The following is a 23,633-nucleotide window of genomic DNA, read 5'->3' as shown; positions in this document are numbered from 1 at the left end:
ACTAAGTTATTTCTATGATGGCAGGTAGCAGCATGGTAAAAGTGGTACCTTCGCCAATCTGACTAGCCACCTGTATTCCATAAGGCTTGCCAAAATGAAGTTGAATACGCCGCTGCACATTATGCAGGCCAATTCCTGTTCCTTTGTCTGCTTCGAGCTTATCTTCCATAAAGTTCTGGATCGTATGTTGATCCATACCGATGCCATTATCGCAGACTTCGATCACAATATCTCTGCCCCGTGGTTGAATCCGAATGGTAATGACTCCGTCTTCTTCGAGTTCGGCCAGACCGTGAAAGATCGCATTCTCCACAATGGGCTGCAGGATCATTTTGGGCATATGATAATCGAGCAGTCTATCCTCAATCTCATACTTCATCTGAATACAGTCGTAGTACCTAACATTCTGGATCGTCACGTAATTCGCTATATTATCGATTTCTTCACGAATCGTTACAAGGGTTCCATCGGATCTTGTTGTATAACGAAGCATTGAGATTAATGCATCTGTCATTTCTACGATTTTGTCAGCCTGCTGCATGGAGGCGATCCATTTCACTGAACCCAGTGTATTATACAGAAAATGAGGCTTGATCTGGTCGTGAAGCGCACGCATCTCGGCCTTTGCTTTCTCTATTTCTTCCTGCTGCATCCGCTCAACCATACGCTTCAATTCATGTGACATCTTGTTAAATCGAACCGATAAATGTCCAATCTCATCGCGAGAACGAATATGTTCGACTTGTTCAAACTGCCCCTTCTCGACCAAGGCGATATTGCGCAGCAGTTTCTTTATGGGTGTGGTGATGACATGAGATAGAAAAATCGAAATGATGGCAGCAAAAAGAACCAGGACAATGGCCAGTGTCACCAGATTATGCCCTAATATTTTGCCGTCGGCAGTCAGCTCGTCCAATGGCATGTATAAGTATGTTGTCCATTTCTGTTGACTAAGTGGACTGGTCACGACAACATTCAATGATTCGGGTGGACGAACGTTGTCCCGGAACAATGTACCGATTAATCGGTCATTCACGTTATATACAATCTTGTCATTCTCATCGACAATCATGAACCTGGAACGTAGCCCTTCCTGCAAGTTACGATTAACGATTTCGATGAACTTTATATCAATACTGACCACGATCACGCCAAGCAGTTCACCGCTAGCCACATCATGAATTTTACGAGCGTGTGACACTGCCAGAATTTTATTCGCCAATTGCTCATCGATTCGGGTTGTCAACGTGATGGTTCGATCATTATCATGCATGAACTTTTTAAACCATAATTCGTTCGCCACTTTGAAGTCTGGGTCAATAGGTTGGTTAGGACTGACGAACAGATCTTGTCCCCCGTTCAAATTATAGAGGTAGATGGAAAATACGCGATCCTTCATCATGATATAATTCATCAAAATATTGTATGCCGCAATCTCATTTTGTTCATCACCCTCTCGCAGGAAATCCTGGATCGGGAAGCTACCTTCATGGGTTGCAGATAAATTGTTGCTAAGTCCATTACTGGCAAGCAGCGTGATTTTTTCAATTTCCTTTAGGAACTCGTCGATGCGAATATTCGTCTGCTTGGACAGATCCGTGAGCAGATTTGTGTAATTCTGTGCCAATAATCGCTCAGAGGAGTAATACGAACTAATCGTCATCACAAGTACTGGAAGAATGATGACTGTAATGCATATCACCATGATTTTGTACTTGATTCGTAAGAGCCGGGCATGCTTCATATGCTGCACCTCTATTCACGGATTACATTAATCCCTGCTGTCGTTCTCGATATTCCTCAGGAGTGAATCCTACCGATTTTTTGAAAATCTTACTGAAGTACGTGTAATTATGGTAGCCCACCTTGTCAGCGATTTCATATACTCTCAGTTCCCTGCTCAATAGGTAAGCCTTGGCATGTTCAATCCGGACTCGTGTCAAGTACGTGATAAAGTTCTCTCCTTTTTCCTGCTTAAACAATCGGCTGAGGTATGAAGGATTGACACTGATTTGGCTAGCGATACTTTGTAACGAAATATCCTCGGCATAATACTTGTCCATCAGCTCAATTGCGAGGTCTGTGTAGGAACGTTCCTGCATAATCAGGGAATCGGTTTTAAAGTAATACGCGATATGAGCCAGCATATCTTGGTGAATATCCTCCCAATACTCTCCCTTCAAAACGATTTCGTAAGGCGATCTCTGCGTAAATGAAGGTTTACCTCTTTCAGTAGCCCGTGACAGATGGGAGTGTATGGTTTCCATCACCATGATATATTGCTTGCGAATACTGCTCTCATCTGCTCGTTGCACTTCCAGATCAGAGCGAATTTCTTCAAGGAAACCCTCCGCCTTTTTGTTGTCTTTACTCACCCATAATTTGAGGAAATCTCGTTCTTGCTCTGGACTGAGCATTCCATTCACTTCTTTCCGAGCTGGAGCTTGAATCACGTCCGCGTAGTACAGTATTTGGTTGCTGCCTTTAAAGAAACTTTGCCTTAGGGCGAATTCCGCTTCTTGACATGCCTTTCTTATGCCATGGAAACCGGAAACGATTGTACTTACACCCGCTGTGAGTGACAGATTCATAAAATCCTTGATTGAAGACAGAAGCTTATTACATAGTTTGTTTAGATCGGCTTGCACGGACTCACTCTCAGGAAGAACATTGACAATAACCCAATATTCAGATGAGCTTTCCACGAAAATCTCTTTCTCCCATTTGGATGGAATGATCTCTTCCATAATATTCAGAATAGAGAATCGAAGTAGTTTTTCCCCCTTCTCGACATATTTCCTCTTCGCTTCCTCGTAATAGTTCACAATAAACTGGATGACGACCAACTTGTCTGATCGTATACGAAAATGCATTTCTTCAGCTTTGGAAACCATATCCTTTTCATTTATGAATCCGCTTACAACATCTTGGAAGAAGCTATCCTTTAGATGTCTCAGGCTCTTGGAATAATCATGTGTCATAAATGGTACGTTGGTCTGACTGCCACGTTCACTTTGTAGTTTCTCTTCAATGGTGGCAAGGAGATCGATTAGAGCGGTTTCTGTAATCTCACTTTTAATCAAGTAGTCTACAGCGCCAAGCTTCAACGCCTCTTTTACATAATGGAATTCGTCAAAATTACTCAGGATGACATATTTGCAGTCTTTCAGTAAACAAGATGCCTCTTGTATGAGCTCTAGCCCGTCCATGATTGGCATCTTGATATCCGTAATAATTAGATCAGGGCTCACTTCCAGTGCGAGTTCCAACGCTTCCTTTCCGTTCCCCGCTTCACCAGCAACATAGAAATTGTACTCTTCCCAATTCAGCATGGAACGAATTCCAACCCGCATTAGCAGTTCATCATCTACGATCATCAGTTTATACATGAGCATCCTCCAACATGAACCATTTTAACTATTTTACCATTAAACTAATTGTTGCAAAGATGTCTAGCCTCCCTTTTTCGAACTGTGATTTCTAATCAAATGGATGTTTCTTTTGTTGTTGTTCTCATCAAAGGTATCCTATGGTCCCAACAACGCCACGATAAAGGGAAAATGGATATGACTGAATGTACATTGGATTGGTTTCATCATCTGGTGGATCGACACCAAGAGTTAGCGCGTACAGATGCCGTTTATGTATTTGGTGTGTTTAGAAAGGAAGATGGTACACATCTGGGTATGATTGATATCGCAACCTTAGGAAGAGCTGATTTTCAATGGGGAAGCTTCGGATATACTATCCATAGTCAGTATTGGAGAAAAGGCTACGGCAAAGAAGCCGTAAATGAAGCTCTTCATATTGCATTTAAACATTTGAAATTCCACCGTATAGAAGCCCATATAAATTTGGATAATACACCTTCTATGAAACTTGCAGAAAGTGTGGGCATGGAATTTGAATGTGTTCGCAAAGGGTTTATCCACGAATATAATGAGTGGACAGACCATTTAGTTTATTACAAAAATTTGAATTAATCTATTCCATCCGTTGATTAAGAAAAGCGAACAAAGCACTGGTGGCCCTGTTCGCTCTGGTGGTGATCACCCTGTTTCGCGATAATCTGAGTATCCGCTCCTCCATCAAGCGCTTTTCCCTCAAAAATCTTTCCGGTTACGTTCCAGTTCTCACAGGTAACTTGCCCCCAGCTTTCCGTTGGCCAACCAGCACTTTGATCCCTGCTGTCGTATTGGGCTCCTGCTTTCCATACACGGCAAGCCCTGATCGCACATTCTGCAAATAAATCATCTCGTATGGGTTGCCAAGCGATAATAGGGAGTATCGCTGATTACGCCTGTTCATCGTATCAATTAAGGTTTGATAATTGGACCAACCGAACTCACTGGCCACGTTACGGAACTGGTAAGATGCGAGAATGACGTAGTCGGCTTGTGCAATCGCCTGAAGTTCTTGATTCGTCTTCCCTTGTCCAATAAGAGAAATTTCTGTCTTTAGGGATAGATTATTGGCAGCCTGTATCAGTTGCTTTTCAAGCTGCTGTGCCTGTGCCTGTTCGGCTGCGAGAATAACGACCCGGTCGCCTTGCTGAATTTGATCCGGAAGTACACCCTCGCGGCTGGCCAATACAGTGACCGCTCGCTCGGCGATTTCCTGTTCCACCGCCCGATGCTGCTTCGATCCAATGATTCCGTTAATCTCGGTTAGTTTTTGCGCAAGAGTCTGGCTGCGTTCAAACAAACCGTATTTGGCTTTCAGCTCCAAAATTCGTTTCACTGAAGCATGAATGGTTTCGTCCGGGATCTTCCCGCTCTTCACTGCGTTCACCAGCGTTTGATGTGCAGCTGTCGAATCTTTTGGCATAAGGATGATATCAACACCTGCGGAAACAGCACGTTCCACGGCTTTATTCTCTCCAAAATGCTCCGCGATCGCATTCATGGTAAAGGCATCCGAAATGATCAGACCTTCGTATCCCAGCTCCCCCCGAAGCAGTCCGGTCAGCACCTTTTTGGATAAGGTGGCAGGTATGGGCACACTCTTTCCGTCTTTGAGTGAAGTGACATGCTCGTTATCAATGGCAGGGAAAGCAATGTGCGCAGTCATGATCATCTCTACCCCGTTTTCAATCGCATCCCGAAATGGTTTTAATTCTACCGCATCAAGCCTCGCGCGGTTATGGGTTAGTACCGGCATACCGAGATGGGAGTCTACAGTCGTATCCCCATGGCCTGGAAAATGCTTGACTGCCGCGATCACCCCTGATTGCTGTAGTCCCTTTATCGTTGCGAGACCAAGCCGCGTCACCAAATCCGCGTCTGAGCCAAACGATCGTATGCCAATAATTGGGTTGTCGGGATTGCTGTTAATGTCGAGCACCGGCGCAAAGTTGATCTGCAGACCCAGTGCCTTCAGCTCCTCCCCTGTCAGCTGACCAGCCGCTTCAGCTAGTGCTGTATCTCCCGTTGCGCCAAGCGCCATCTGCCCCGGCAGATTCGTCCCGCCCGGTATCCGCTTAACGACGCCTCCTTCTTGGTCGATGCTAAGAAATAAAGGAATATCTCCGGCTTCCCTTTGCAGATCATGTGTGAACGTTGTAAGCTGCCTTACATCTACAATATTTTTGTCGAAAAGAATAAGTCCGCCCAAATCTTGATCATGGATGCTGCGCTTCAGTCCTTCATTAACGGTCGTAGTCACTTTACCGTTCCATTGCCTAATGTCCGGCATAAGCATTTGGCCGACTTGCTCGCTTACGGTCATATAGGATATCAGCTTATCCCAATCTTGTGTACGAATGGCTGCTTCGCGTTCAAACCGAATCACCCGTGACATAAATACTGCATATTCCGCTCGCGTGACCGTTTGATCCGGACGATAAGTACCATCCGAATATCCGCCAACCAAACCGTTTGAGCTCAAAATAAGAATGGGCGCTTCAGCCCAATGTTTTTTCGTATCTGACCAATTGGCTGGTTGCTTGCCTTCCAAGAGTGAATACGCACGCGTAAGGAATGCCGCAGTTTCGGCACGGCTAAGCGGTGCGTCCGGACGGAAAGAGCCGCCCGGAAATCCGCTGGCAAGTCCGTTTTTTGATGCTAACGCGATTTCCCGATAAAAGGGGTGCGTTGTCGGAACATCCGAATAAGTCTTACCTTCCACCGGTTTCTCTAGCTGTTGAGGATAAAGCTCCCGCACCATAAACGTGACGGCTTGCGCTCTTGTTACCAGCCCTTGGGGCTTAAATATCCCATTTCCATATCCTGCGACTGTTCCTCGTTTGGCCATATACTCGATACCATCTTCTGCCCACTTTGAATGCTGTAGATCCGTAAAACGTGCTTCCGCATCTGCACTTCCTGCCCATATGAGCATAGAACCGAGAACTGCACCGAATATCGCTATCATTTTTTGTTGCATCTGTTTCACTCCTGTTGCTGTTCTATGTAAGATAAATAGACGCTATTGTTATACGTTTTGTTGCGTTTGCTCGCTGCTTTTATCGCTCTGGTACTTATCCCCCCTATGAACACTTGACTGTTATCTCAGCATCTAAGATAATTACAGTTTGACTAAAAAATTCCTTACAAGAGGATCATTTATTTGGAAGGGGGGCGATCATTATGAACTGGTTAAATGAACTCTATAAGATAAATAAGCGGGAATCGAAAAGGGAAATCGAACGATCTTTGGTTGACGCTATCTTCCGAATTTATGATCGGTTCCCTCGAATTGGCCTTAGAGAGCGAATCGGGCAGCAAGAAATGTCTCTCGATATAGCCGATGCTTACATCCATGGGCATAACGCCATGATTGAAGCTGGTGTCGGAATCGGCAAGTCTTTTGGGTACCTGATCCCAAGCCTGCTCACGAATCAAATGTCGCAGAAACCGGTCATTATAGCTACATCCTCCATTCAGCTGTCGGAGCAGATACATAAAGATTTAAGGGTCATTGGTAGCCGGTTGGGATTCACAACCGTTCGCTCCGTCGTGGGGAAAGGCATGGGCCAGTATGCCTGCCGAAGCAGGGCGGCGGAATGGATCAGACCTGATGATCCGGACTCCTCACTGTCTACCCTTGCCCAGCGCATTTTAGATTTTGAAATTGATGAAAGAGCGGATATTAAAGGTGGAATAAGTGATGCCGAGTGGTCCAACGTTTCCGTGAATGATTGCAAATTTGAACGTTGCCATCATAAAAATGCGTGCTTGTTTTACGATATGAGAGCTAAATTGAATGCAAAGGCTCATGAAATTGATTTTATTATCGTGAACCAGGACCTGCTCATACGGGATTTGATGAAGAAAAAAGAAGGAACCAAGAGCATTATCTCGGAGCAGCCTGCTCTGATCGTCATTGATGAAGCGCATAATCTGGAAGCAAAAGTTCGAGATGCAAGAACGCTCGAGTTCACTTATCGGGGAGTATGCCGCACTCTGGATACCACTGTGCAGCTTCTCACGAAGCAATCCGGGGATAAAAGTCTCTTTTCACAATCCAAGTTTATAAAAAAATGTATTGAACGAATCTTTAAACAGATAAACGCTGATCTGCTCCACCATGCCAAGCAGGATAGCGACCGTATAAAAGTGTCAGGAATCAAAGGAATACCATTAAGCCAAGTATCGAACGATTTGAAAGATCTCAGTCTACGCCTTTCCATTTTGACCTCCCGCCACGAGCGGGAGATTGATGACGCTTTTGAGGCCATAAACGGGCTTATTACCCTCATCAATGTCTTGGCTGAAATAGAGGACAACGATCTCATTTGGGCAAGCAGTCCCCTGGGAGTGGCCACGATCAGCATTTGTCCCAAAGATATAAGCCAATTTCTGAAGTACGCTTTATTTAATGGCAAGGCGCCTGTTATCCTCACGTCGGCAACGCTGTGTCAGGGCGGGGATACGTTGGAGGAACAATACTCTTATTTGACGCACTCCCTCGGTTATAAGGGTGAATTTATGGATCGCAAGCCCTCCCCTTTTGACTACACCAGCCATGCCATGATGTACATCTCGAACAAAGTTCCTTATTACCACCATGATCAGCGCGAAAACTATCTTGAAGCAGCCTACAACGAAGTGATTGAGCTCTGTAATCTGACAGAAGGAAGAACTCTCGTCCTTTTTTCAGCAAAGGAGGACATGAAATACATTCATAAGAAGTTGATTTCAAGAACTAATGAGTATACATGGGCAGTCCATGTTCAAAAAGAGGGATCTTCCCAGGACGGTGTCATCGCCGAATTCAGGAAAAGCAAAGGGGTACTTTTAAGTACCGGTGTATTCTGGGAAGGTGTGAATATCGAGGGCCCAGACCTGTCGCAGGTCATTATTTTCCGGCTGCCCTTCTCTGTTCCTTCGGATCCTATTTATGAATATAAGGCATCTGTAACGAAGAATCCGTTTATGGAGGTGTTTGTACCGGATATGCTTCTCCGGTTACGGCAAGGAACTGGACGCTTGATTCGCAGTGAAACGGACCTTGGCATACTCAGCATACTGGACTCCCGTCTCAGCGGAGTGGCAAAAAAGAATTACCGTGAACAGGTGCTGGAAACGTTGCCTTTTAAGAAGGTAACAGAGGATTTTTCGGTTCTGGAGAAGTTTGTCCAAAAAAAGGGCATAAAACGTCGAGTTTAAAATTAGAACAGACTGCTGTGCTTCTTACCTTAAATAACTCCGGTGTCCACAAAAGCGGATTTAAGTTCCGCTTGCGACTAAAGAAATTCCGCCGAGGTGTTGCGGGTTAACGTTAATCGTATTCTACCCTTCAAGTTTCCCGGCCAACACACATGAGGATCAAATCGTAATATTTGACTCTGTAATAGTTTCCTTAATAGTGAATTAATACAAGTGAATATCATGAAATAAGCTAATTGAATTCTGCATCAGATGCATCAGTTAGAATCAAATATATTATTTGTATCACAGAAGTAAGTATGTCTTAGCTTTTTCCTCTACACATTCACAAGAACGAAGATTTTGTTCTCGGGATTGAGACAAGAACTTGATCCTTAAATACGTAAAAGCCGCTAATTTAGCGGCTTTGGTTGGTATCCGTATTTTATGCTAATGGATGAGGGATATAGAGTTCTTCCAAACGTGTGATTTCTTCTTGTGTCAATTGAACCGACAATGCCGAAACCGAGTCTTCGAGATGGCTTGTTTGGGTCGACCCGATAATCGGAGCAGTGACCCCTTCTTTTTGAAGCAACCATGCAAGAGCCACATGCGCGCGCGGAATTCCTCGGTTAGCTGCAACTTCTGCAACTCTCTCAACCACTTTGCGATCAGCTTCTTCCGTTTTCACAAACAGTGCCTTGGCTACCTGGTCACTCTCCGATCGTGCGGTCTGGTCATTCCAATCCCTGGTTAACCGGCCTGCGGCCAGAGGCAGGTACGGAGTGACGGCAATTCCCTGATCTTTGCATAGCGGAAGCATTTCTCTTTCTTCTTCCCGATAGAGCAAGTTCAGTCTATTTTCCATGGAAACGAAGCGTGTCCAACCATGGCGCTCCGCGACATATTGGGCTTTTGCAAACTGCCAAGCCAGCATGGAGGATGCCCCGAGGTATCTGACCTTGCCCGACTTGACTAAATCGTGAAGGGTTTCCATGGTCTCTTCGATTGGTGTAGTGGGGTCCCAACGATGGATTTGGTACAGATCGACATAATCCGTTCCAAGCCTTCTTAGGCTGTTATCGATTTCGGTCATGATGGCTTTTCGGGAAAGCCCCATCGCATTCGGACCTTTTCGCATCGGAACGAATACCTTTGTGGCGATGACGACTTCGTCACGACAAGCAAAGTCCTTCAAGGCGCGTCCAAGAATTTCTTCACTTGTTCCATCGGAATACATGTTGGCCGTACTGAAAAAATTAATGCCTAATTCGATGGCTTTTTTAATAATCGGTCTGCTGTTCTCTTCATTCAACGACCATGGGGCATTGCCTCGTTCAGGTACACCGAAGCTCATGGTACCGAGGCTTATCGTCGAAACATCCAATCCGCTCTGACCAAGTTTCACATATTCCATATAATAACAAACTCCTTCTATATTTAAGTTTGTTGATATATCAACCTTGAACCAGTGCCCCCTTTTATCGGTTGATATATCAACCTGTAAATACACTATAACAAACTTGTGGTTGATGTGTCAACCATGATATTATAGTCGTATGAATACGAACGAACTGAACGAAGAAGAAATGAAAATATGGAATATGTGGAAAGGCTCCTTCAAACGAATCTTCGGACGCGTTGTAAAAGAGATGTCAGAACACACAGGATTGTCTGAAGGTGATTTTGGAGTATTGGACCGGTTGGTTCAATTTGGGGATGGAAAGCTTCGCCAACAGGAATTGGCGGACTCGATGGACTGGGATAAAAGTCGACTATCCCATCATCTAACGCGGATGGAGAAACGTGGCCTTGTTCTGAGGAAACCGCTAGACACGGATCGCGGTGTTCAAGTCATTATTACTGCCGCAGGGCAGTCAGCGTTGAATGAAGCCCTCCCCATCGTCTCGCAGGCAATACGCAAGCATTTTCTAGACCTGTTAACCGATCAAGACATGGAGTCCATTCGTAAGTTGGCGGAAAGAACAAAATAAAGCAGCCTTACCTTGCAAAGGCTCTTGATCTTGATCGCCGTTTCTCATGTTGAATAACAACCATATAACTGCTCAATTCACATGAAACAGGCCCTTCCGCCCAAAAAAGCGGAAGGGCCTGTTTCATGCTGCAAGCAAGACCCCAATTCGTCGGGGTTCTGCTCCATCCATCTTAAATACCTATTTCCTGGGTGCGATTCTCGGTACTTTGATGTTAACCGCACTCGTCCTAACCTTTCCGTTATTCGCGATTATCATGGCGCTAGGCAATTTGATTGGTATGGGCAGCGGTACGTTCATCTCCCGTTTACTAGGAGAAAAAAATATGATGATGTAAAGCATGTGTCTTCATTCGCCTTTTACAGCAGTTTGGTTCTCGGCCTGATCGTGATGGCCGTCGGCCTCCCCTTGATCGATTCCATCGTTCACGGCCTGGGGGCAACGCCTAATTCTTTTGGCTTCACGAAGGACTATGTCACGGTTATGCTTATTGGTTCGCCATTCGTCGTATTATTCTCCACGCTGGAGAATATTGTGCGCTCGGAAGGGGCAGCTATCACGTCGATGATCGGCATGATTCTTAGTGTTGTCGTGAATATTATTCTCGATGCGCTAGTCGTCTTCGTACTCCATTGCGGTGTGATCGGCGTGGCGTCGGCTACCGTCATTTCTAACCTGGTTGCAAGTGTATTCTACGCCTTTCATATGGGATATAAGAGCCAATTCTTAACATTTTCCATAAAGTGGTTCAACGCTACCAGGATATTTTGAGCAATGTATTCGAAATCGGAGTCCCCGTCTTTATTATGAGTATCTTTTTGGGCGCAATGTCGCTTATTTTTAATCACTTACTTGTCGAATATGGGGATCAGGCCTTAGCGGCTTACGGGATCTCATCACGTTTATTACAATTTCCTGAGTTTATTTTGATGGGCTTATGTGAGGGAGTCGTGCCGTTGATTGCCTTCTCTTTTACAGCAAATAAATTACGCATGAAACAAACCATTGGATTTACGATTAAAGTGATCTTAGCCTTAGCTCTTGTGTTCGGCGTTATCGTCTATCTGATTTCCGACCACCTAATTGGTTTTTTTACGAATGACCCGCAATCGAATTTGCATCCCTTTCAAAAGATAACGTGGAATAAATATTCAGAATCGGAATGTCCCCATTGAATTCAATAGGCAGTACCACATAGCTCGATTGAAAGTAATCTGATCCGTTCCAACGATCCGAAAAGTACAAGTACTCCTGCTCTGATCTCTTCAGTACAAATGCCGGCTGCGTTCGATATGTCGTTTCATCGCCAAAATCGCTGAGCATTCCCCAAGGTCCATCCATGGAATTCGCCATCGCGTATTTACCTTGATTCGGGTCCCAGCCGGTACAAAACGAACTCAGCATATAGTACTTTCCGTTTCGTTTGAAGACGGCCGGCGCCTCCCGATATTCACCCTGCCACAACTTCCCGACAAGACGTTCGACATTAAGGTAATCTTCCTGCAGACGATAGATGTGAAGATCCGCATTGTCTCTGGCAGCTGAAATAAAGTATGCTGTCCCGTCATCATCCTGAAAGAGCGTACAGTCACGCGACATATACCCATAAGGATTAAAGCTGCCATGATAAACAAAATGACTATCCGGTGAATCCGATGTGGCAATGGCGCATGCAGCATCATTGTAATGTTCCCCATTCTCATAGTGAACCCAGAGAACAAACTTCTTCGTCACCGAGTTGAAAAGCACTTTAGGGCGTTCGAGATTCACCTTTCCACCTTTGTCGCTCAATAATTTCAGATTCGTCCGAACTCGAATGGGTGCAACTGGAGTAGAGGTTGTTATGATATGATTTCGAAACTCCCAGTTGAATAGATCTTTGGAACGGTAACAACTGACATAAATATCGTCTCTGCGATCTTCGCCATACCAGTAATAAAAATGGTCATGAAATAGAATATGTCCACCATGGGCATGGATTGGCTGACCTTTAGAATCCTCCCAAACAGTACCGTTGGTTAATGTTGTATTCACACAGCTACCTCTCTTCTATTCATTTTCACATTCAAGAGTATCGTTAGTCCGTTTCGGCTCCAAATATCTTCACTTCCCACAGCCTTGGTGTATACCAGTTGTTCGGGTTGTTATGAAGTGTCGCACCGACCATATTAATTCTTACGTATCTAGCCGTAGTTGAGAGATGATCAGAGGTGAAGCCGTAAGATGTATTATTGGTTCGGTCCAAAGCCACGGTCCAGTTTACATTATCCGTACTGGTCTCAATTTTATATTTGTAAAATCCCTCAGAGCCTTTTTGCATCCACCAGGAGATTTGCACGTTATTAATTTGTTGAACGGAGCCGAGGTCTACCTTCCACCAATGTGGCCAGGAGCTGCCTGTGCCTACCCATTCGGTTTGATAGTTACCATCATTCGCATAACTTGCCGGGGTAGTTCCCGAAGCAGTTTGTGCTGCTGCAGGTTTACCTTGCGACAGCAGTTTTCCGTTCTGAACGGGAACGATCACATCATCGTCAGCATTGTACAGAATTTGATCAAAATAATCATAGAATGCGTAACCACTGGAGAACCAAACGGGGAGCAAACGTTCCTCCGTTGTTCCGTTTTGCGTACCTGCCCAGCCGAACATCCAGCGATAAGCAACCATAACCACGTTGTCACCCGTGTTTGGCTTCACCCGCATAACGGAACCCGATTGCGCAGAGAAGGTCGACGTGTTGCCGATTACTCGTAGTTCAGACCACTCTCCATCCATGCTAGTTGCTGAGGAATACATCGGTATGCTTGGATACCAACCTGCAGCTTGGGAAGAAAACAAATAATAAATGCCATCTTTTTTAATCACCTTTGGCAGTTCCCTGTGTTGATTCTGATATATAACAGAAACTTGATGATCCACATCCAGCCAATCGGAGGTCAACTTATACAATATGGTGTCCGAATTATTATTCGCTGTTGAGATCAAATAAGCGGAACCATCATCATCTTTGAAAATCGAGATATCCCTAGACTCATTCCCTTCTGGTCGAAAGCTTTTGTGAAATGTGAAGTCTTCTCCAGGCTTGGCCGAAGCCACAGATACCCTGGCAAGCGTGTAGTCAGTACTGTTTTCATAGTGAGCCCAAAAAACAAATTTATTCGTGGGAGCATGGTAAAGGATATTGATCCCCTCAAATTTAGAATTGGCCAGATCCGGATGATCCGTATAGGAAAGCACCACTTTGTCATTACCATAGGTAATATCATCGGTTGACGTCTGTTGAATCATTTCACCAAAACCGCCTGATGCCTTTTGCACAAAGTTGAACCTATAATAGGTATCCCCAACTTTAAGCTCATTCGGGAGGTTCAGGGTTGATTTCGTTGTATTATCAAAACTTGTGAGGTTTGTGGGGAGGATGTAAGGCGCATATTCGGGCGAAACGGCAGAGGTTAAAAAGGAATTACCGCCGTATGCCTTCACTTGATACCTGTACGTGTTACCTATGTTGAGGTCATAATCATCCGTCGTTGTACCGGTTAAGGTCTGCAATGATACATAGGGTTCATTGTTCTCGGATCTGAGCAACTCATATTCGGTCGCCCCGTCAACAGATGCCCAATGTATTTTGGCATTGGATACTTCGGATTCGTTTTTCAACATAAACAGTGTTGCAGCAATATTAGTCTCCTCACTAGCAGCGTGAACGGTTTGAGCTGAGGACGTTATATAAAATGTTAACAAAAAAAATACAATGACGATAGCAATCCCCTGTTTACCTTTGATCATGTCTCATCATCTCCTTTTTTAGAAGACCAACCTTCCTGTTGCCAGAAGGCTGATCCAGGTTAAAATTCACTTTTATTTCAATTTCATCAGTGCCATGACATCCGTCTCGCTGGCTTGGATGTACCAATCGTTAACTTCTTCGATTACTTGGTCTCCGCCTTTTTCGTGCCACTGTTTGACAAAGGTATCAAATGCTTCAATGGGCTCATTACCGTATATGATTTTGGTGAATGTCTCTTGCTCCATGGTGGTCAGCTGTTCCCACACATTCTGCATCGTTGGAGTGGGTGGTCCATTAAACTCATTTGGCAGCAAGACATCCCTATTTTCATACGAAATCCGATATCCGTCTTTGGTCGTTTGATCCTTCGAGTCGCTTTGAATCAGGACACCCGTATCGTGCTCGGCCCCTGTCGCCAGATCAAAGTACGATTTGCCCGGACCGTCGACGCTCGGCGTATTTTTGGTGAATGCCATTTTCCCAACGCCTTGTATAGCTTCCAAAGGCGTAGTGAATTTCGTTGGATCGAAAGTCACTTCGTTGTTAACGATATCGTAATCATATCCCTGAGCGTAGCCGTATTTGAAATCTCCCGTGCTAAACGCGGCATCGTACATTTTATCGTAGTAAAGGAAGAATGCTTCCATGTTTTGAAAGTCTTTGTTAAACATGAACACGCCATCGTTCAACTGGGCAGATTGATAGGTTTTATCACCGTTCACGCCTTGAATGGTTGGATAAGCACTGATTTTCGCACCCTCTATATTTTTCTCCACGTCCTTCACACTGTCGTAAAGCCAAGGACGGCCTATGATGATACCCGCCTTCCCTTCGGTAAAATCGGAGAGTGCGTCCCAGGCTCCCTGGGTTGCCAATTCTTTGTTCAAGTACCCTTTTGCATACCAATCGCGTAACTTGGCAAGTGCCTCTTTGTTGCCATCAGCCACGGATCCATAGGTGAGTTTGCCGTTGTCATTATGCCATTGCCTTGGAAGATGCTTGCCCGTGTATGCGCTGAAAATCATGACCGGATCGCTGACCCAGCCCGTATTGTAGGAATCTTTACCCGAAAATGTAAAGCCGTATGTGTCTTGCTTGCCGTTCCCATCCGGGTCCTCATTGGTGAACGCCGCGATGACTTGCTCGAATTCTTCAATTGTTGTTGGCGCTTTCAGATTCAACTTGTCCAGCCAGTCCTGACGGATCAGCATGACTTCGCCTTCGGTCAAATTCGGTGCAATGGCCATCCCGTAAACCTTGCCATCCCTGACCACTGGATTGAAGGTGGTCGGGGATTGTTTGTATATATCTTTAATCCGGTCAGGCATATAGGTTGAAATATCTTCCGTAATCTCCTTGACCCGCCCTGATTCAATCAAATCATTGACCAACATGGTGTCATAGACCGGCAGAACGTCTGGCAGCTTCTCGGAACCTGTCAGCGCGAGCCTCAGCTTGGTATTGTACTGGGAAGCGTCACCACCCAGCAAGGTGGTTTGGATCTTAATGCCCAGCTTTTGTTCGCCCCAGCGGGTCAATACATTGTCATTCAAACTTTCACCATTGATGTACTTTCCGGCATTCTCGTCCTGCTGTTTCGCGATTGTAATTGTAAACGGAGGATCGTATTTCCCGTCCTTCAGCACCGATGATGGTGCGGTCTCAGAAGCACTTTCCCCTCCACTGCAGCCAGCCACGAGAGTGGCCGATAGCATAACCATACTTACCATTTTCCATAAATCGTTTCTTTTCTTCATAGAAATATGCCCCCTTCGATCTATTGGTTTTGTTTTCTATTGATTCGATTATCTCTTCATTGCACCTATTCTTTGACAGCCCCTAACACAATCCCTTTAACAAAATATCGCTGCAAAAAAGGATAGACCAGAATGATGGGTAGCGTGCTGACAAAAATCTGGGCCGCCTTGATGCTTTGTTCCGACATGGCTGCAACTTCAGATTGGCTCATGGCCATATTCTGCATATTGCTCTGCACCACAACCGTCTGGAGGAACGATGCGAGTGGATACTTGCTCGCATCGGACATGTACAAAATTCCGTCAAACCAGGAATTCCAGTGTCCCACCATGATGAACAAGGATACGGTCGCCAGTCCGGGAAGAGATAATGGTAAATAAATTTTGCTAAGGATAACGAAAAAGGACGCTCCGTCAATGAATGCCGCTTCTTCCAAGGCTTTGGGAATGGTTTTGAAGAAATTGACGAGAAGGATCAGGTTATAAGCTCCGAAAGCTCCTGGCAACACAAGGGCCCATATCGTGTCCTTTAATCCAAGGGCTGTTACCAAAATGTAAGAAGGAATCAATCCCCCAGAGAAGAGCATGGTAAAGATAAAAAACCACATCAGCACGTTGCGGCCCCGGAATTCCTTGGACAAAGCATACCCTGCACAGGTAAGGATGAACATGCTGATGGACGTCCCCAAAACCGTTCGAGTGATGGATGTCAGCATGGCACCGTTGAAATTGGAATTGTTGAACGTTTTTACATAGGCGTCCACATTGAATCCAACCGGCCAAAATGACACCATGTTACCGCTAATCGCCGCTTTACTGCTGAGCGATTGCGCGAGCAAATGCAGCAGTGGGAGAAAACACGCCAGTCCCGCCAATATCATGAACGCATAATTAAAATATGAGAATACTCTGTAGCCCGTTGTCTTATGGTACATGATCCCTCCCCCTCCTTGTTAGAATATTTTATAATTGGCATACTTATAGGCCAGCCTGTAGGATACGACAATCAAGATCAGGCTGATCCCCGACTTAAACAGCCCTACAGCGGTTCCGAACCCGTACTGCCCGCTTAACAAGGATGAACGGTAGACATAGGTGTCAATGATATCTCCCGTGCTATAGACAAGCGGATTGTACAGATTGAATACCTGATCAAATCCCGCGTCCAGAATATTTCCCAGACTCAGTGTAGAAATGACGATAATCATGGGCAACATGCTAGGCAAGGTGACGTATCGGATTTGCTGCCGTCGTGTAGCACCGTCAATCTCGGCCGCTTCGTAATAGGAAGGGTTGATTCCCGCTATCGTTGCCAAGTAGACAATCATGCCGAATCCGAAGCTCTTCCACACATCGCTGACCACAACCGTGAATCTAAAAAGATCAGGATCACCCAAAAAGTAAATGGGATCGTTCCCGAAAATCCGGGTCAAAACTTGGTTGACGCCTCCGTCTAATCCGAGAATGTCTATCATCAACCCCGCAACAGTGACCCAGGACAAAAAATGCGGCAGATACACCAGAGTCTGTACACTTTTTTTAATCCCAACATTTCGAATTTCGCTCAGCAGAATAGCCATGACAATGGGAACGATAATACCGACAATAATTTTGGAAACGGCGATAATCAGCGTATTGACGATCGCTTGTGTTGCTTCTTTGTACTGGAAAATCCTTTCGAAATTATCCAACCCTATCCACCGGGAACCCCCGATGCCGAGCCAAGGTTTGTAATCCTGAAACGCCATGAGCAAACCTACCATGGGACCATAAGAAAAGATGCAAACAAACACAAAAGCCGGAATACACAGTACATACAAAGGCCAATTTTTCCTAATTTCCTTTTTCATTGGATTGGGCTGGGATACCTTTGTATTTGCTTTTTTAGCAGACGTAACAGAACCAATCTCGTTAATGTTGCATACCTCCTCTATGACGGCTCTTCGATAGCAATCCTTGCAGTAAAGCTTAACAAAAGCGCTTTCATACCAAAATGCCAAAATTTCAAGATCATCACCCCATTCTGAATCATTTTAAAACCGCTTACATTTATAATCATGACCTCCCTTCCGCTTTTGGAGGGTTTGGCTTATATTAAAGTTAATCCGTTATGCTTTTGGCTTCTATGTTTTGCGTTATGAAAGGACAGGCATATGATAAGAAAAATGTACATGAAGCGATTTATCTATTTCTTTGTTTTTTTTCTGCTGCTGACGTTGAGTCTGTTCTTCGTGATGAACCGTTTGAGTTCAAAGACACTTGAAGAAAATCTGATCGGAGCTTCCAAAAACCAGCTTGATTATGTGAAAGGCATTCTGGATGGGATTATATATGAGGTTAATATGTACGGGGTTCAGTATGCAGCAGACAGTGATGTCCGGTTCTATCAGAACCATGTTATTGAGCTGAGCAATTATGATTCCCAAATGAAAAAAAATGAAATCGTTGATCGATTGCGGCAAACGCTTCTGTCCAGTCGATCCATTGAATCCATCGGCATATACTGGAAGTCTGAAGAGACGTTTCTGTCCACCAACATTACGCTGGAGGCGAGGCTTCCGTTCAAGAATGTGCAGCAACGGGGATGGCAAATCGTTGGTGACAGCTTGTATTACTTTGCTGTCTATCCATACATCCAGAAATCCGGACAACATGAACCGGCTCAGTATGTGGTTGGTATAAAGCTGAATACCGACTATTTGAAAAGCCTGCTGAAAAAGGCTGTGAACAATGACAGCTCCAACGCTTTTTATCTGTTTAACGATCATCAGTTATGGAGTGAGAAAAATGTCGATAACGATCTGTTGAAAGCGATTACTATTATGCTCTCTTCCCAGACCGAAGCAACGATAAAATACGATTATCATACCAATTCGGATGATTACTATGTTCTTTCCCGTTATATTGAACCTATGGATACCTACCTAATTACATATACTCGGACAAATGATTTTCTGCAACCACTTGACCGTAACCGTAAAGTTTTCCTTGCCAGCATTTTGGCGGTTTTGACGCTTGGTCTGGTTGTTATCTTTACGTTTTACCGGAACTATTACCGTAATATCCGTCTATTGGAGAAGAAGTTTTCACAGGTCGAGCAAGGCAATCACAACACGCGGATTACCGAAAATACCGATAAAGAGTTTTACAGCCTGTTCAGGAGCTTTAACCATATGGTTACCGAAATTCAGGATCTGTTCGTATCCTTGAAGACCGAAACGGAACTGAGACGTAGTGCGGAACTTCAGCAGCTCCAGGCTCAGATTAATCCTCATTTTTTATACAACAGTTTGTTTTTTATCATGTCGGTGGCTCAGTTTTCTCCAGATGCCGTCATGCGCATGAGTAAGCATCTAGCCGAATATTACCGCTATTTAACCAAATTGGACCGACATGAAGTCACGCTGGAAAGCGAACTCAAGTTTGCAGAACATTTCCTGATTATTATGACTCTCAGCAAAAAAATCGAGTACAGCATTGATCTGCCGCCGGAGCTGGCTTCCCTTCCCCTTATGCCGCTGATTATCCAGCCAGTCGTCGAAAATGCCATTCAACATGGTATTGAAGGACAACAGGGAGCCCATCGGGTAACGATCGAAGTAAAACAGATGGGAGCTGTGATAGCGATCAAGGTTTCGGATGACGGAAAAGGTCTTGCGCTGGAAGACATCCGCGGGCTGGAGGCCACGCTTGAGAGCAATGCTCAGCCTGAAGGAACCAAAGGTGTCGGGCTCTGGAATGTCAATCGGCGGTTGAAGAATACGTATGGCGAGCTTAGTGGACTGCAATTCTCTACCAATGAATGGGCCGGCCTGTCCGTCCTGCTGCACATCCACATTCCTGCGGAGAAAGGAGAAACCTTATGCGATTATTAATCGTGGATGACGGGCATTATGTCGTTGAGTATATGAAGCACCTGCTCGATTGGAAAACCTTTGGCATCGATCAGATCGAAACGACCACCAACTCGATTGAAGCCAGGGATATGTTGAATCGAAGCCAAATAGATATTCTGATCACTGACATTCGAATGCCCGAGGTTTCGGGGATTGATCTGCTGCAACATATTCACAAACATAGCTTGCCAACCAAGGTCATCATCCTTTCCGGCTATTCCCAGTTCGAATATGCACAACAAGGAATTCGTTTAGGTGCACTTGATTATCTGCTCAAACCTGTAGACAAAGATGATGTGGAGAAAGCCATGTCTAAAGCCATCAAAAATATTATAAAGACAAGGCCCATTCAACCCGTCGCATGGGAGAACTTCGATGGTTTGGGGTATCTGTTATCGCTTCTTGGAGAAAACGAGGCTTTAAGGAAAGAGTTTGATGCTTATACTGAATTTTTCAGGGGGCACCGTTTTTGCTGCTTCAAGGTGGAGGGTTTCACACAAGAACATGTAGAGAGTCTACAACGTGCTGTCGGAGACAAATTGGATCGTCTCGTTTGGGCTGCGGGAACCCAACTGGCAGCTTTTGTTCCTGAAGAAGTTGCTGGGGAACTGACCACCCAACTGGACCACTCGGTCGTGTCCCCTCCCTTTTCGTTGACCGATCGAAAGGTGACCCGACAGATGTTCTACGGGTTCTTCCTAAGTGAGGACGTACACTATGACGACTTCATTGGCTTATTTAACCCTTCTCCGTCATGCGGGGAATGGGAGTCTGCCGGAAACATCATCAAAAAATATGAACGAATCCATCTCAGTAAGCAAAAAACGATCTTTCTCATGGAGACCATCCTTTATGTATATCTGGCGGATAAGAATCGGGATGCATCTGAAACCGCGGATTGGATTTTCAATCGGCTACGGGACCCTGATGAACTTTGGTCGACCCTCACCGATAGGGTCAGCCGAATCAGGAATAACAAACAGATGTCCATTCAAACCATCGTCGACAAAGTGCAAAAGTACATCAAAGACCACCTTTCACACGGCCTTAGCCTGGATGAGCTGGGAAAAGTCGCACATCTCCATCCTGTCTATCTTTCCAAACTTTTCAAACAGGAGACGGGCGAAAATGTGTCAAACTACATTTCCAGAAAACGGTTGGAGAAAGCATCCCGACTGCTTCAGGATTCTGAGCTTCGCGTAAACGATATAGCGCAAATGGTCGGTTACAAAAAAAATCAATATTTTATCCAGTTGTTCAAAGTGGAATTCGGGGTTACGCCATACCAGTACCGCAGAAATATGATCCACAAGTGAAGATGTAGCTGGATCGTCATCAAATTGTTAAGCGGGCCAAGTACTAAATAATACTTCTGGCCTCTTCTACAATTTGATTAATGATATCGCCTGCAGTGTGGTTATCTGTTAACATTCTCGTTCCCTGACCTGCCCAAAGGGCCATATACTCGGGATTATTTTGCTTAGCAGAAGCATTCCTGATTTCGCGAGTTAATGTATTTTGGGTAGGGAAGGTTAGCGGCTTAAGACTGGATGCTTCCCAATGCTGTATAAAGTTGTTCTTGATTCCACGCGCTGGCCGTCCAGAAAAGGCATTCGTAATTACGGTGCTTTCCTCTGTGCTATCAAGTAACGCACGTTTGTATACCTCATGTGCCCCAGACTCAACGGATGTCAAAAAACGGGTCCCCATTTGTACACCCTGTGCTCCCAAAGCGAGCGAAGCCACCAGTCCTCTGCCATCCATAATTCCGCCTGCCGCAAGGACTGGAATATGAACATGATCTACAATTTGTGGGACAAGTGCCATGGTTCCGATATTTGCTCCGCTGGGCTGAGATGATACATCAAAAGTTCCTCGATGCCCTCCTGCTTCACTACCTTGTGCAACAATGACATCACATCCGCGCTTCTCCGCTTGAATAGCTTCCTCTACCGTTGTGACCTTACTCATGATTTTGATCCCTAACGATTTTGCCTTCTGCATATGATGCTCAGAAAGTAATCCAAACGTTGTACTGATAATCGGAACTTTTTCGTCCAACAAGAGGCCAAACTGTTCCTCAAAATGATTGGGTGTACGTATTTCATCTTTAGCACGCTGCTTCACACCCAAGGACTCTTGAATCGGGGTCAACGCTTCGGTTACCACATCAAAATTCGTATAGTGATCCGGTCCAACATGAGCAAAAACATTTATGGCAAACGGTGCCTGAGTCCGTTTTTTGATCTCGTGTATGGCATCTCTTAGTTCTTCAGGGCTCATATACGCAGCGCCTAGCGTACCTAACCCACCTGCATTTGAAACCGCAGCGACTAGTGGTGCCATGTTTGCAATACCGGCCATGCCGGCAAGAACAATTGGATAACGAATATTGAAGCTTTCACAGAACTTACTGTTTAATTGAATAGACATCGGGGTTCCCTCCTCATCAATTCAGATTCCATTCTCTATAGTTTACATCGAGTTTATCCATCTTGTATAATCCGTAAATCGATGCTGGTTTAAACCAATGAAAATAAAGCAATAGCTCAGTGCTATAGCTTTATTTTCCCGTAGTTGGATATATTCAAGACGCGACTTATCCCCTTCAATACTCTCTCTTTATTACAAAAAACGAGCCCCGAATGGTTCCAGCTAACTTAGATTTCTGCCTGGCAAACTTAAACTTCCCTTCTAACTCCTCTGGGACTTCCATCCCCTCAGAAAGCTTAAAACCCACGGCCCGCTTCTTAGGGTCATCCACCGTATACATGACATTGAGAGCAAGACCATCTTCATAAAAGACGTAGGAAAATCGAATGTTTTCTACTTGAAAAGCTGACGTCTCCAAGGGCTTGGCTGCAAACTCAATATCACGTTCTTCCTTCAAAATTCGTGTTACATAGTCAAGGGTGTCCTGACTTTCGCTAGCAGGAACAACCGTAAATTCATGCTTATATTTGTTCATAAAATAACGGGCTTCATTCGCACGCAAACCTGCAAGCGCTGCTGCTACTGGTGAAGACTCTAATCCGACCGTAGATACATTATTAAAATCAACGATATACGACATTCCGATCTCTCCTTCAAGTTTATTTCCTTACTACAGGAATCCATATTTCACCAAATAACAAGCCGTTTCGTTGTCCCATCTCAACCGTAGTATTTGGCCCACCGACATAAGCATAATTCGTTTCCGTTGGAAGAACTTGACCAAAAGCAACGCCAGTAAGGTTATTACTTAACTCATCAGATGTCGTCCCTTCCCCCTTAACGACCAGGTATTCTCCTTTAGGGAATTGTATCACTCTGGTTGCTTCTGGCAGTGTTTCTTCTGTCATGACACCAGCATAATGCATCATCTTGTTATTCACCGCTTCGTTCACGGCAAAAATATAGTCATTTGTCGCTATTGATTTTAAAGAGTCCAGACTTCCATCTTCTTTCACAGCCGACCAAAAATCAGCCTTTTCTTTGTTAATACCAGCATAGTCTGTGTAGTTGCTCTTAAGCTCCGTTCCAATACCCAAAACGATAAAGCTGTCTTTTTCTTCAAAATTATAATTACTCATTCGTAACACCATCCTCTTTAAATTTATCAATGCAT

The 23,633-nt window shown here is 44.8% G+C and carries 17 protein-coding genes and 1 pseudogene; 6 read left to right on the top strand and 12 right to left on the bottom strand.

Annotated elements, in window-relative coordinates; genetic code table 11:
- Position 1: 1 nt before the first annotated feature.
- Together ACFVQB_RS17860 and ACFVQB_RS17855 are read right to left on the bottom strand one after the other, a co-directional pair.
- A complete protein-coding gene (locus tag ACFVQB_RS17860; protein ID WP_379441763.1) occupies positions 2-1,744 on the bottom strand; it encodes a cache domain-containing sensor histidine kinase in 1,743 nt (580 codons plus the stop codon).
- 22 nt (positions 1,745-1,766) lie between these two features.
- Positions 1,767-3,389, bottom strand: coding sequence for a helix-turn-helix domain-containing protein (locus ACFVQB_RS17855; RefSeq protein WP_379441760.1), 1,623 nt, complete (start codon positions 3,387-3,389; stop codon positions 1,767-1,769).
- 99 nt (positions 3,390-3,488) lie between these two features.
- On the opposite strand from ACFVQB_RS17855, the gene ACFVQB_RS17850 reads away from it, so the two are divergent.
- Positions 3,489-3,983, top strand: a complete 495-nt coding sequence (locus tag ACFVQB_RS17850; protein ID WP_379441756.1) for a GNAT family N-acetyltransferase — start codon at positions 3,489-3,491, stop codon at positions 3,981-3,983.
- Positions 3,984-4,119: 136 nt separating this feature from the next.
- Here ACFVQB_RS17850 and ACFVQB_RS17845 read toward each other — a convergent pair whose 3' ends face one another.
- Positions 4,120-6,384: a glycoside hydrolase family 3 N-terminal domain-containing protein gene (locus ACFVQB_RS17845; protein ID WP_379441752.1), complete on the bottom strand. Its 2,265-nt coding sequence runs from the start codon at positions 6,382-6,384 to the stop codon at positions 4,120-4,122.
- Positions 6,385-6,587: 203 nt separating this feature from the next.
- Here ACFVQB_RS17845 and ACFVQB_RS17840 point away from each other — a divergent pair, with 203 nt between their 5' ends.
- Positions 6,588-8,609, top strand: a complete 2,022-nt coding sequence (locus ACFVQB_RS17840) for an ATP-dependent DNA helicase (protein ID WP_379441749.1) — start codon at positions 6,588-6,590, stop codon at positions 8,607-8,609.
- A gap of 424 nt (positions 8,610-9,033) precedes the next feature.
- Here ACFVQB_RS17840 and ACFVQB_RS17835 read toward each other — a convergent pair whose 3' ends face one another.
- Positions 9,034-10,005 carry an aldo/keto reductase gene (locus tag ACFVQB_RS17835; protein WP_379441746.1) on the bottom strand — a complete coding sequence of 324 codons (972 nt, stop codon included), beginning with the start codon at positions 10,003-10,005 and terminating at the stop codon, positions 9,034-9,036.
- Positions 10,006-10,147: 142 nt separating this feature from the next.
- Here ACFVQB_RS17835 and ACFVQB_RS17830 point away from each other — a divergent pair, with 142 nt between their 5' ends.
- Both ACFVQB_RS17830 and ACFVQB_RS17825 read left to right on the top strand, forming a co-directional pair.
- Positions 10,148-10,582, top strand: coding sequence for a MarR family winged helix-turn-helix transcriptional regulator (locus tag ACFVQB_RS17830; protein ID WP_379441744.1), 435 nt, complete (start codon positions 10,148-10,150; stop codon positions 10,580-10,582).
- A 166-nt stretch (positions 10,583-10,748) separates the two neighbouring features.
- Positions 10,749-11,691: pseudogene (locus ACFVQB_RS17825) on the top strand (MATE family efflux transporter); the annotation flags it as partial.
- On the opposite strand, the gene ACFVQB_RS17820 reads toward ACFVQB_RS17825, so the two are convergent.
- The 5 genes from ACFVQB_RS17820 to ACFVQB_RS17800 all read right to left on the bottom strand — a co-directional run bounded on the left by ACFVQB_RS17820 (position 11,675) and on the right by ACFVQB_RS17800 (position 17,980).
- Complete coding sequence (locus ACFVQB_RS17820) at positions 11,675-12,316, bottom strand: family 43 glycosylhydrolase (RefSeq protein WP_379442824.1); 642 nt, start codon at positions 12,314-12,316, stop codon at positions 11,675-11,677. The pseudogene ACFVQB_RS17825 and the gene ACFVQB_RS17820 sit on opposite strands and share 17 nt — an antisense overlap.
- Positions 12,317-12,659: 343 nt before the next feature.
- A complete protein-coding gene (locus ACFVQB_RS17815) occupies positions 12,660-14,372 on the bottom strand; it encodes a discoidin domain-containing protein (RefSeq protein WP_379441742.1) in 1,713 nt (570 codons plus the stop codon).
- A 72-nt stretch (positions 14,373-14,444) separates the two neighbouring features.
- Complete coding sequence (locus tag ACFVQB_RS17810; RefSeq protein WP_379441740.1) at positions 14,445-16,130, bottom strand: extracellular solute-binding protein; 1,686 nt, start codon at positions 16,128-16,130, stop codon at positions 14,445-14,447.
- A gap of 65 nt (positions 16,131-16,195) precedes the next feature.
- Positions 16,196-17,065 (bottom strand): carbohydrate ABC transporter permease, encoded by an 870-nt coding sequence (locus tag ACFVQB_RS17805; RefSeq protein WP_379441738.1) that lies wholly within the window; start codon positions 17,063-17,065, stop codon positions 16,196-16,198.
- Between the two features lie 18 nt (positions 17,066-17,083).
- The gene (locus ACFVQB_RS17800; protein WP_379441736.1) at positions 17,084-17,980 is read right to left on the bottom strand and encodes an ABC transporter permease; all 897 of its coding nucleotides are present in this window, start codon (positions 17,978-17,980) and stop codon (positions 17,084-17,086) included.
- A 321-nt stretch (positions 17,981-18,301) separates the two neighbouring features.
- Between ACFVQB_RS17800 and ACFVQB_RS17795 the strand changes: the two genes are divergently transcribed.
- Positions 18,302-20,005, top strand: coding sequence for a sensor histidine kinase (locus ACFVQB_RS17795; protein ID WP_379441734.1), 1,704 nt, complete (start codon positions 18,302-18,304; stop codon positions 20,003-20,005).
- Positions 19,993-21,342, top strand: a complete 1,350-nt coding sequence (locus ACFVQB_RS17790; RefSeq protein ID WP_379441732.1) for a response regulator — start codon at positions 19,993-19,995, stop codon at positions 21,340-21,342. Before ACFVQB_RS17795 ends, ACFVQB_RS17790 begins: the two co-directional genes overlap by 13 nt.
- 43 nt (positions 21,343-21,385) lie before the next feature.
- On the opposite strand, the gene ACFVQB_RS17785 is transcribed toward ACFVQB_RS17790, so the two are convergent.
- The 3 genes from ACFVQB_RS17785 to ACFVQB_RS17775 all read right to left on the bottom strand — a co-directional run bounded on the left by ACFVQB_RS17785 (position 21,386) and on the right by ACFVQB_RS17775 (position 23,598).
- Positions 21,386-22,459: an NAD(P)H-dependent flavin oxidoreductase gene (locus ACFVQB_RS17785; protein WP_379441730.1), complete on the bottom strand. Its 1,074-nt coding sequence runs from the start codon at positions 22,457-22,459 to the stop codon at positions 21,386-21,388.
- A 175-nt stretch (positions 22,460-22,634) separates the two neighbouring features.
- Positions 22,635-23,099 carry a phage tail protein gene (locus ACFVQB_RS17780; protein ID WP_379441728.1) on the bottom strand — a complete coding sequence of 155 codons (465 nt, stop codon included), beginning with the start codon at positions 23,097-23,099 and terminating at the stop codon, positions 22,635-22,637.
- Between the two features lie 19 nt (positions 23,100-23,118).
- Complete coding sequence (locus ACFVQB_RS17775) at positions 23,119-23,598, bottom strand: GyrI-like domain-containing protein (protein WP_379441726.1); 480 nt, start codon at positions 23,596-23,598, stop codon at positions 23,119-23,121.
- Positions 23,599-23,633 lie beyond the last annotated feature (35 nt).

This window comes from Paenibacillus sp. NPDC057886, assembly GCF_042796655.1.
Taxonomy (GTDB): Bacteria; Bacillota; Bacilli; order Paenibacillales; family Paenibacillaceae; genus Paenibacillus.
The sequence above is the reverse complement of the archived record's forward strand: the minus strand, read 5'-3'. Positions and strand labels throughout refer to the sequence as shown.

Bases quoted from the DNA above. Each gene is read 5' to 3' on its own strand.
- ACFVQB_RS17860 (WP_379441763.1), bottom strand. From the start codon at position 1,744: ATGAAGCATGCCCGGCTCTTACGAATCAAGTACAAAATCATGGTGATA.
- ACFVQB_RS17855 (WP_379441760.1), bottom strand. From the start codon at position 3,389: ATGTATAAACTGATGATCGTAGATGATGAACTGCTAATGCGGGTTGGA.
- ACFVQB_RS17850 (WP_379441756.1), top strand. From the start codon at position 3,489: ATGGATGTTTCTTTTGTTGTTGTTCTCATCAAAGGTATCCTATGGTCC.
- ACFVQB_RS17845 (WP_379441752.1), bottom strand. From the start codon at position 6,384: ATGCAACAAAAAATGATAGCGATATTCGGTGCAGTTCTCGGTTCTATG.
- ACFVQB_RS17840 (WP_379441749.1), top strand. From the start codon at position 6,588: ATGAACTGGTTAAATGAACTCTATAAGATAAATAAGCGGGAATCGAAA.
- ACFVQB_RS17835 (WP_379441746.1), bottom strand. From the start codon at position 10,005: ATGGAATATGTGAAACTTGGTCAGAGCGGATTGGATGTTTCGACGATA.
- ACFVQB_RS17830 (WP_379441744.1), top strand. From the start codon at position 10,148: ATGAATACGAACGAACTGAACGAAGAAGAAATGAAAATATGGAATATG.
- ACFVQB_RS17815 (WP_379441742.1), bottom strand. From the start codon at position 14,372: ATGATCAAAGGTAAACAGGGGATTGCTATCGTCATTGTATTTTTTTTG.
- ACFVQB_RS17810 (WP_379441740.1), bottom strand. From the start codon at position 16,130: ATGAAGAAAAGAAACGATTTATGGAAAATGGTAAGTATGGTTATGCTA.
- ACFVQB_RS17805 (WP_379441738.1), bottom strand. From the start codon at position 17,065: ATGTACCATAAGACAACGGGCTACAGAGTATTCTCATATTTTAATTAT.
- ACFVQB_RS17800 (WP_379441736.1), bottom strand. From the start codon at position 17,980: ATGAAAAAGGAAATTAGGAAAAATTGGCCTTTGTATGTACTGTGTATT.
- ACFVQB_RS17795 (WP_379441734.1), top strand. From the start codon at position 18,302: ATGAAGCGATTTATCTATTTCTTTGTTTTTTTTCTGCTGCTGACGTTG.
- ACFVQB_RS17790 (WP_379441732.1), top strand. From the start codon at position 19,993: ATGCGATTATTAATCGTGGATGACGGGCATTATGTCGTTGAGTATATG.
- ACFVQB_RS17785 (WP_379441730.1), bottom strand. From the start codon at position 22,459: ATGTCTATTCAATTAAACAGTAAGTTCTGTGAAAGCTTCAATATTCGT.
- ACFVQB_RS17780 (WP_379441728.1), bottom strand. From the start codon at position 23,099: ATGTCGTATATCGTTGATTTTAATAATGTATCTACGGTCGGATTAGAG.
- ACFVQB_RS17775 (WP_379441726.1), bottom strand. From the start codon at position 23,598: ATGAGTAATTATAATTTTGAAGAAAAAGACAGCTTTATCGTTTTGGGT.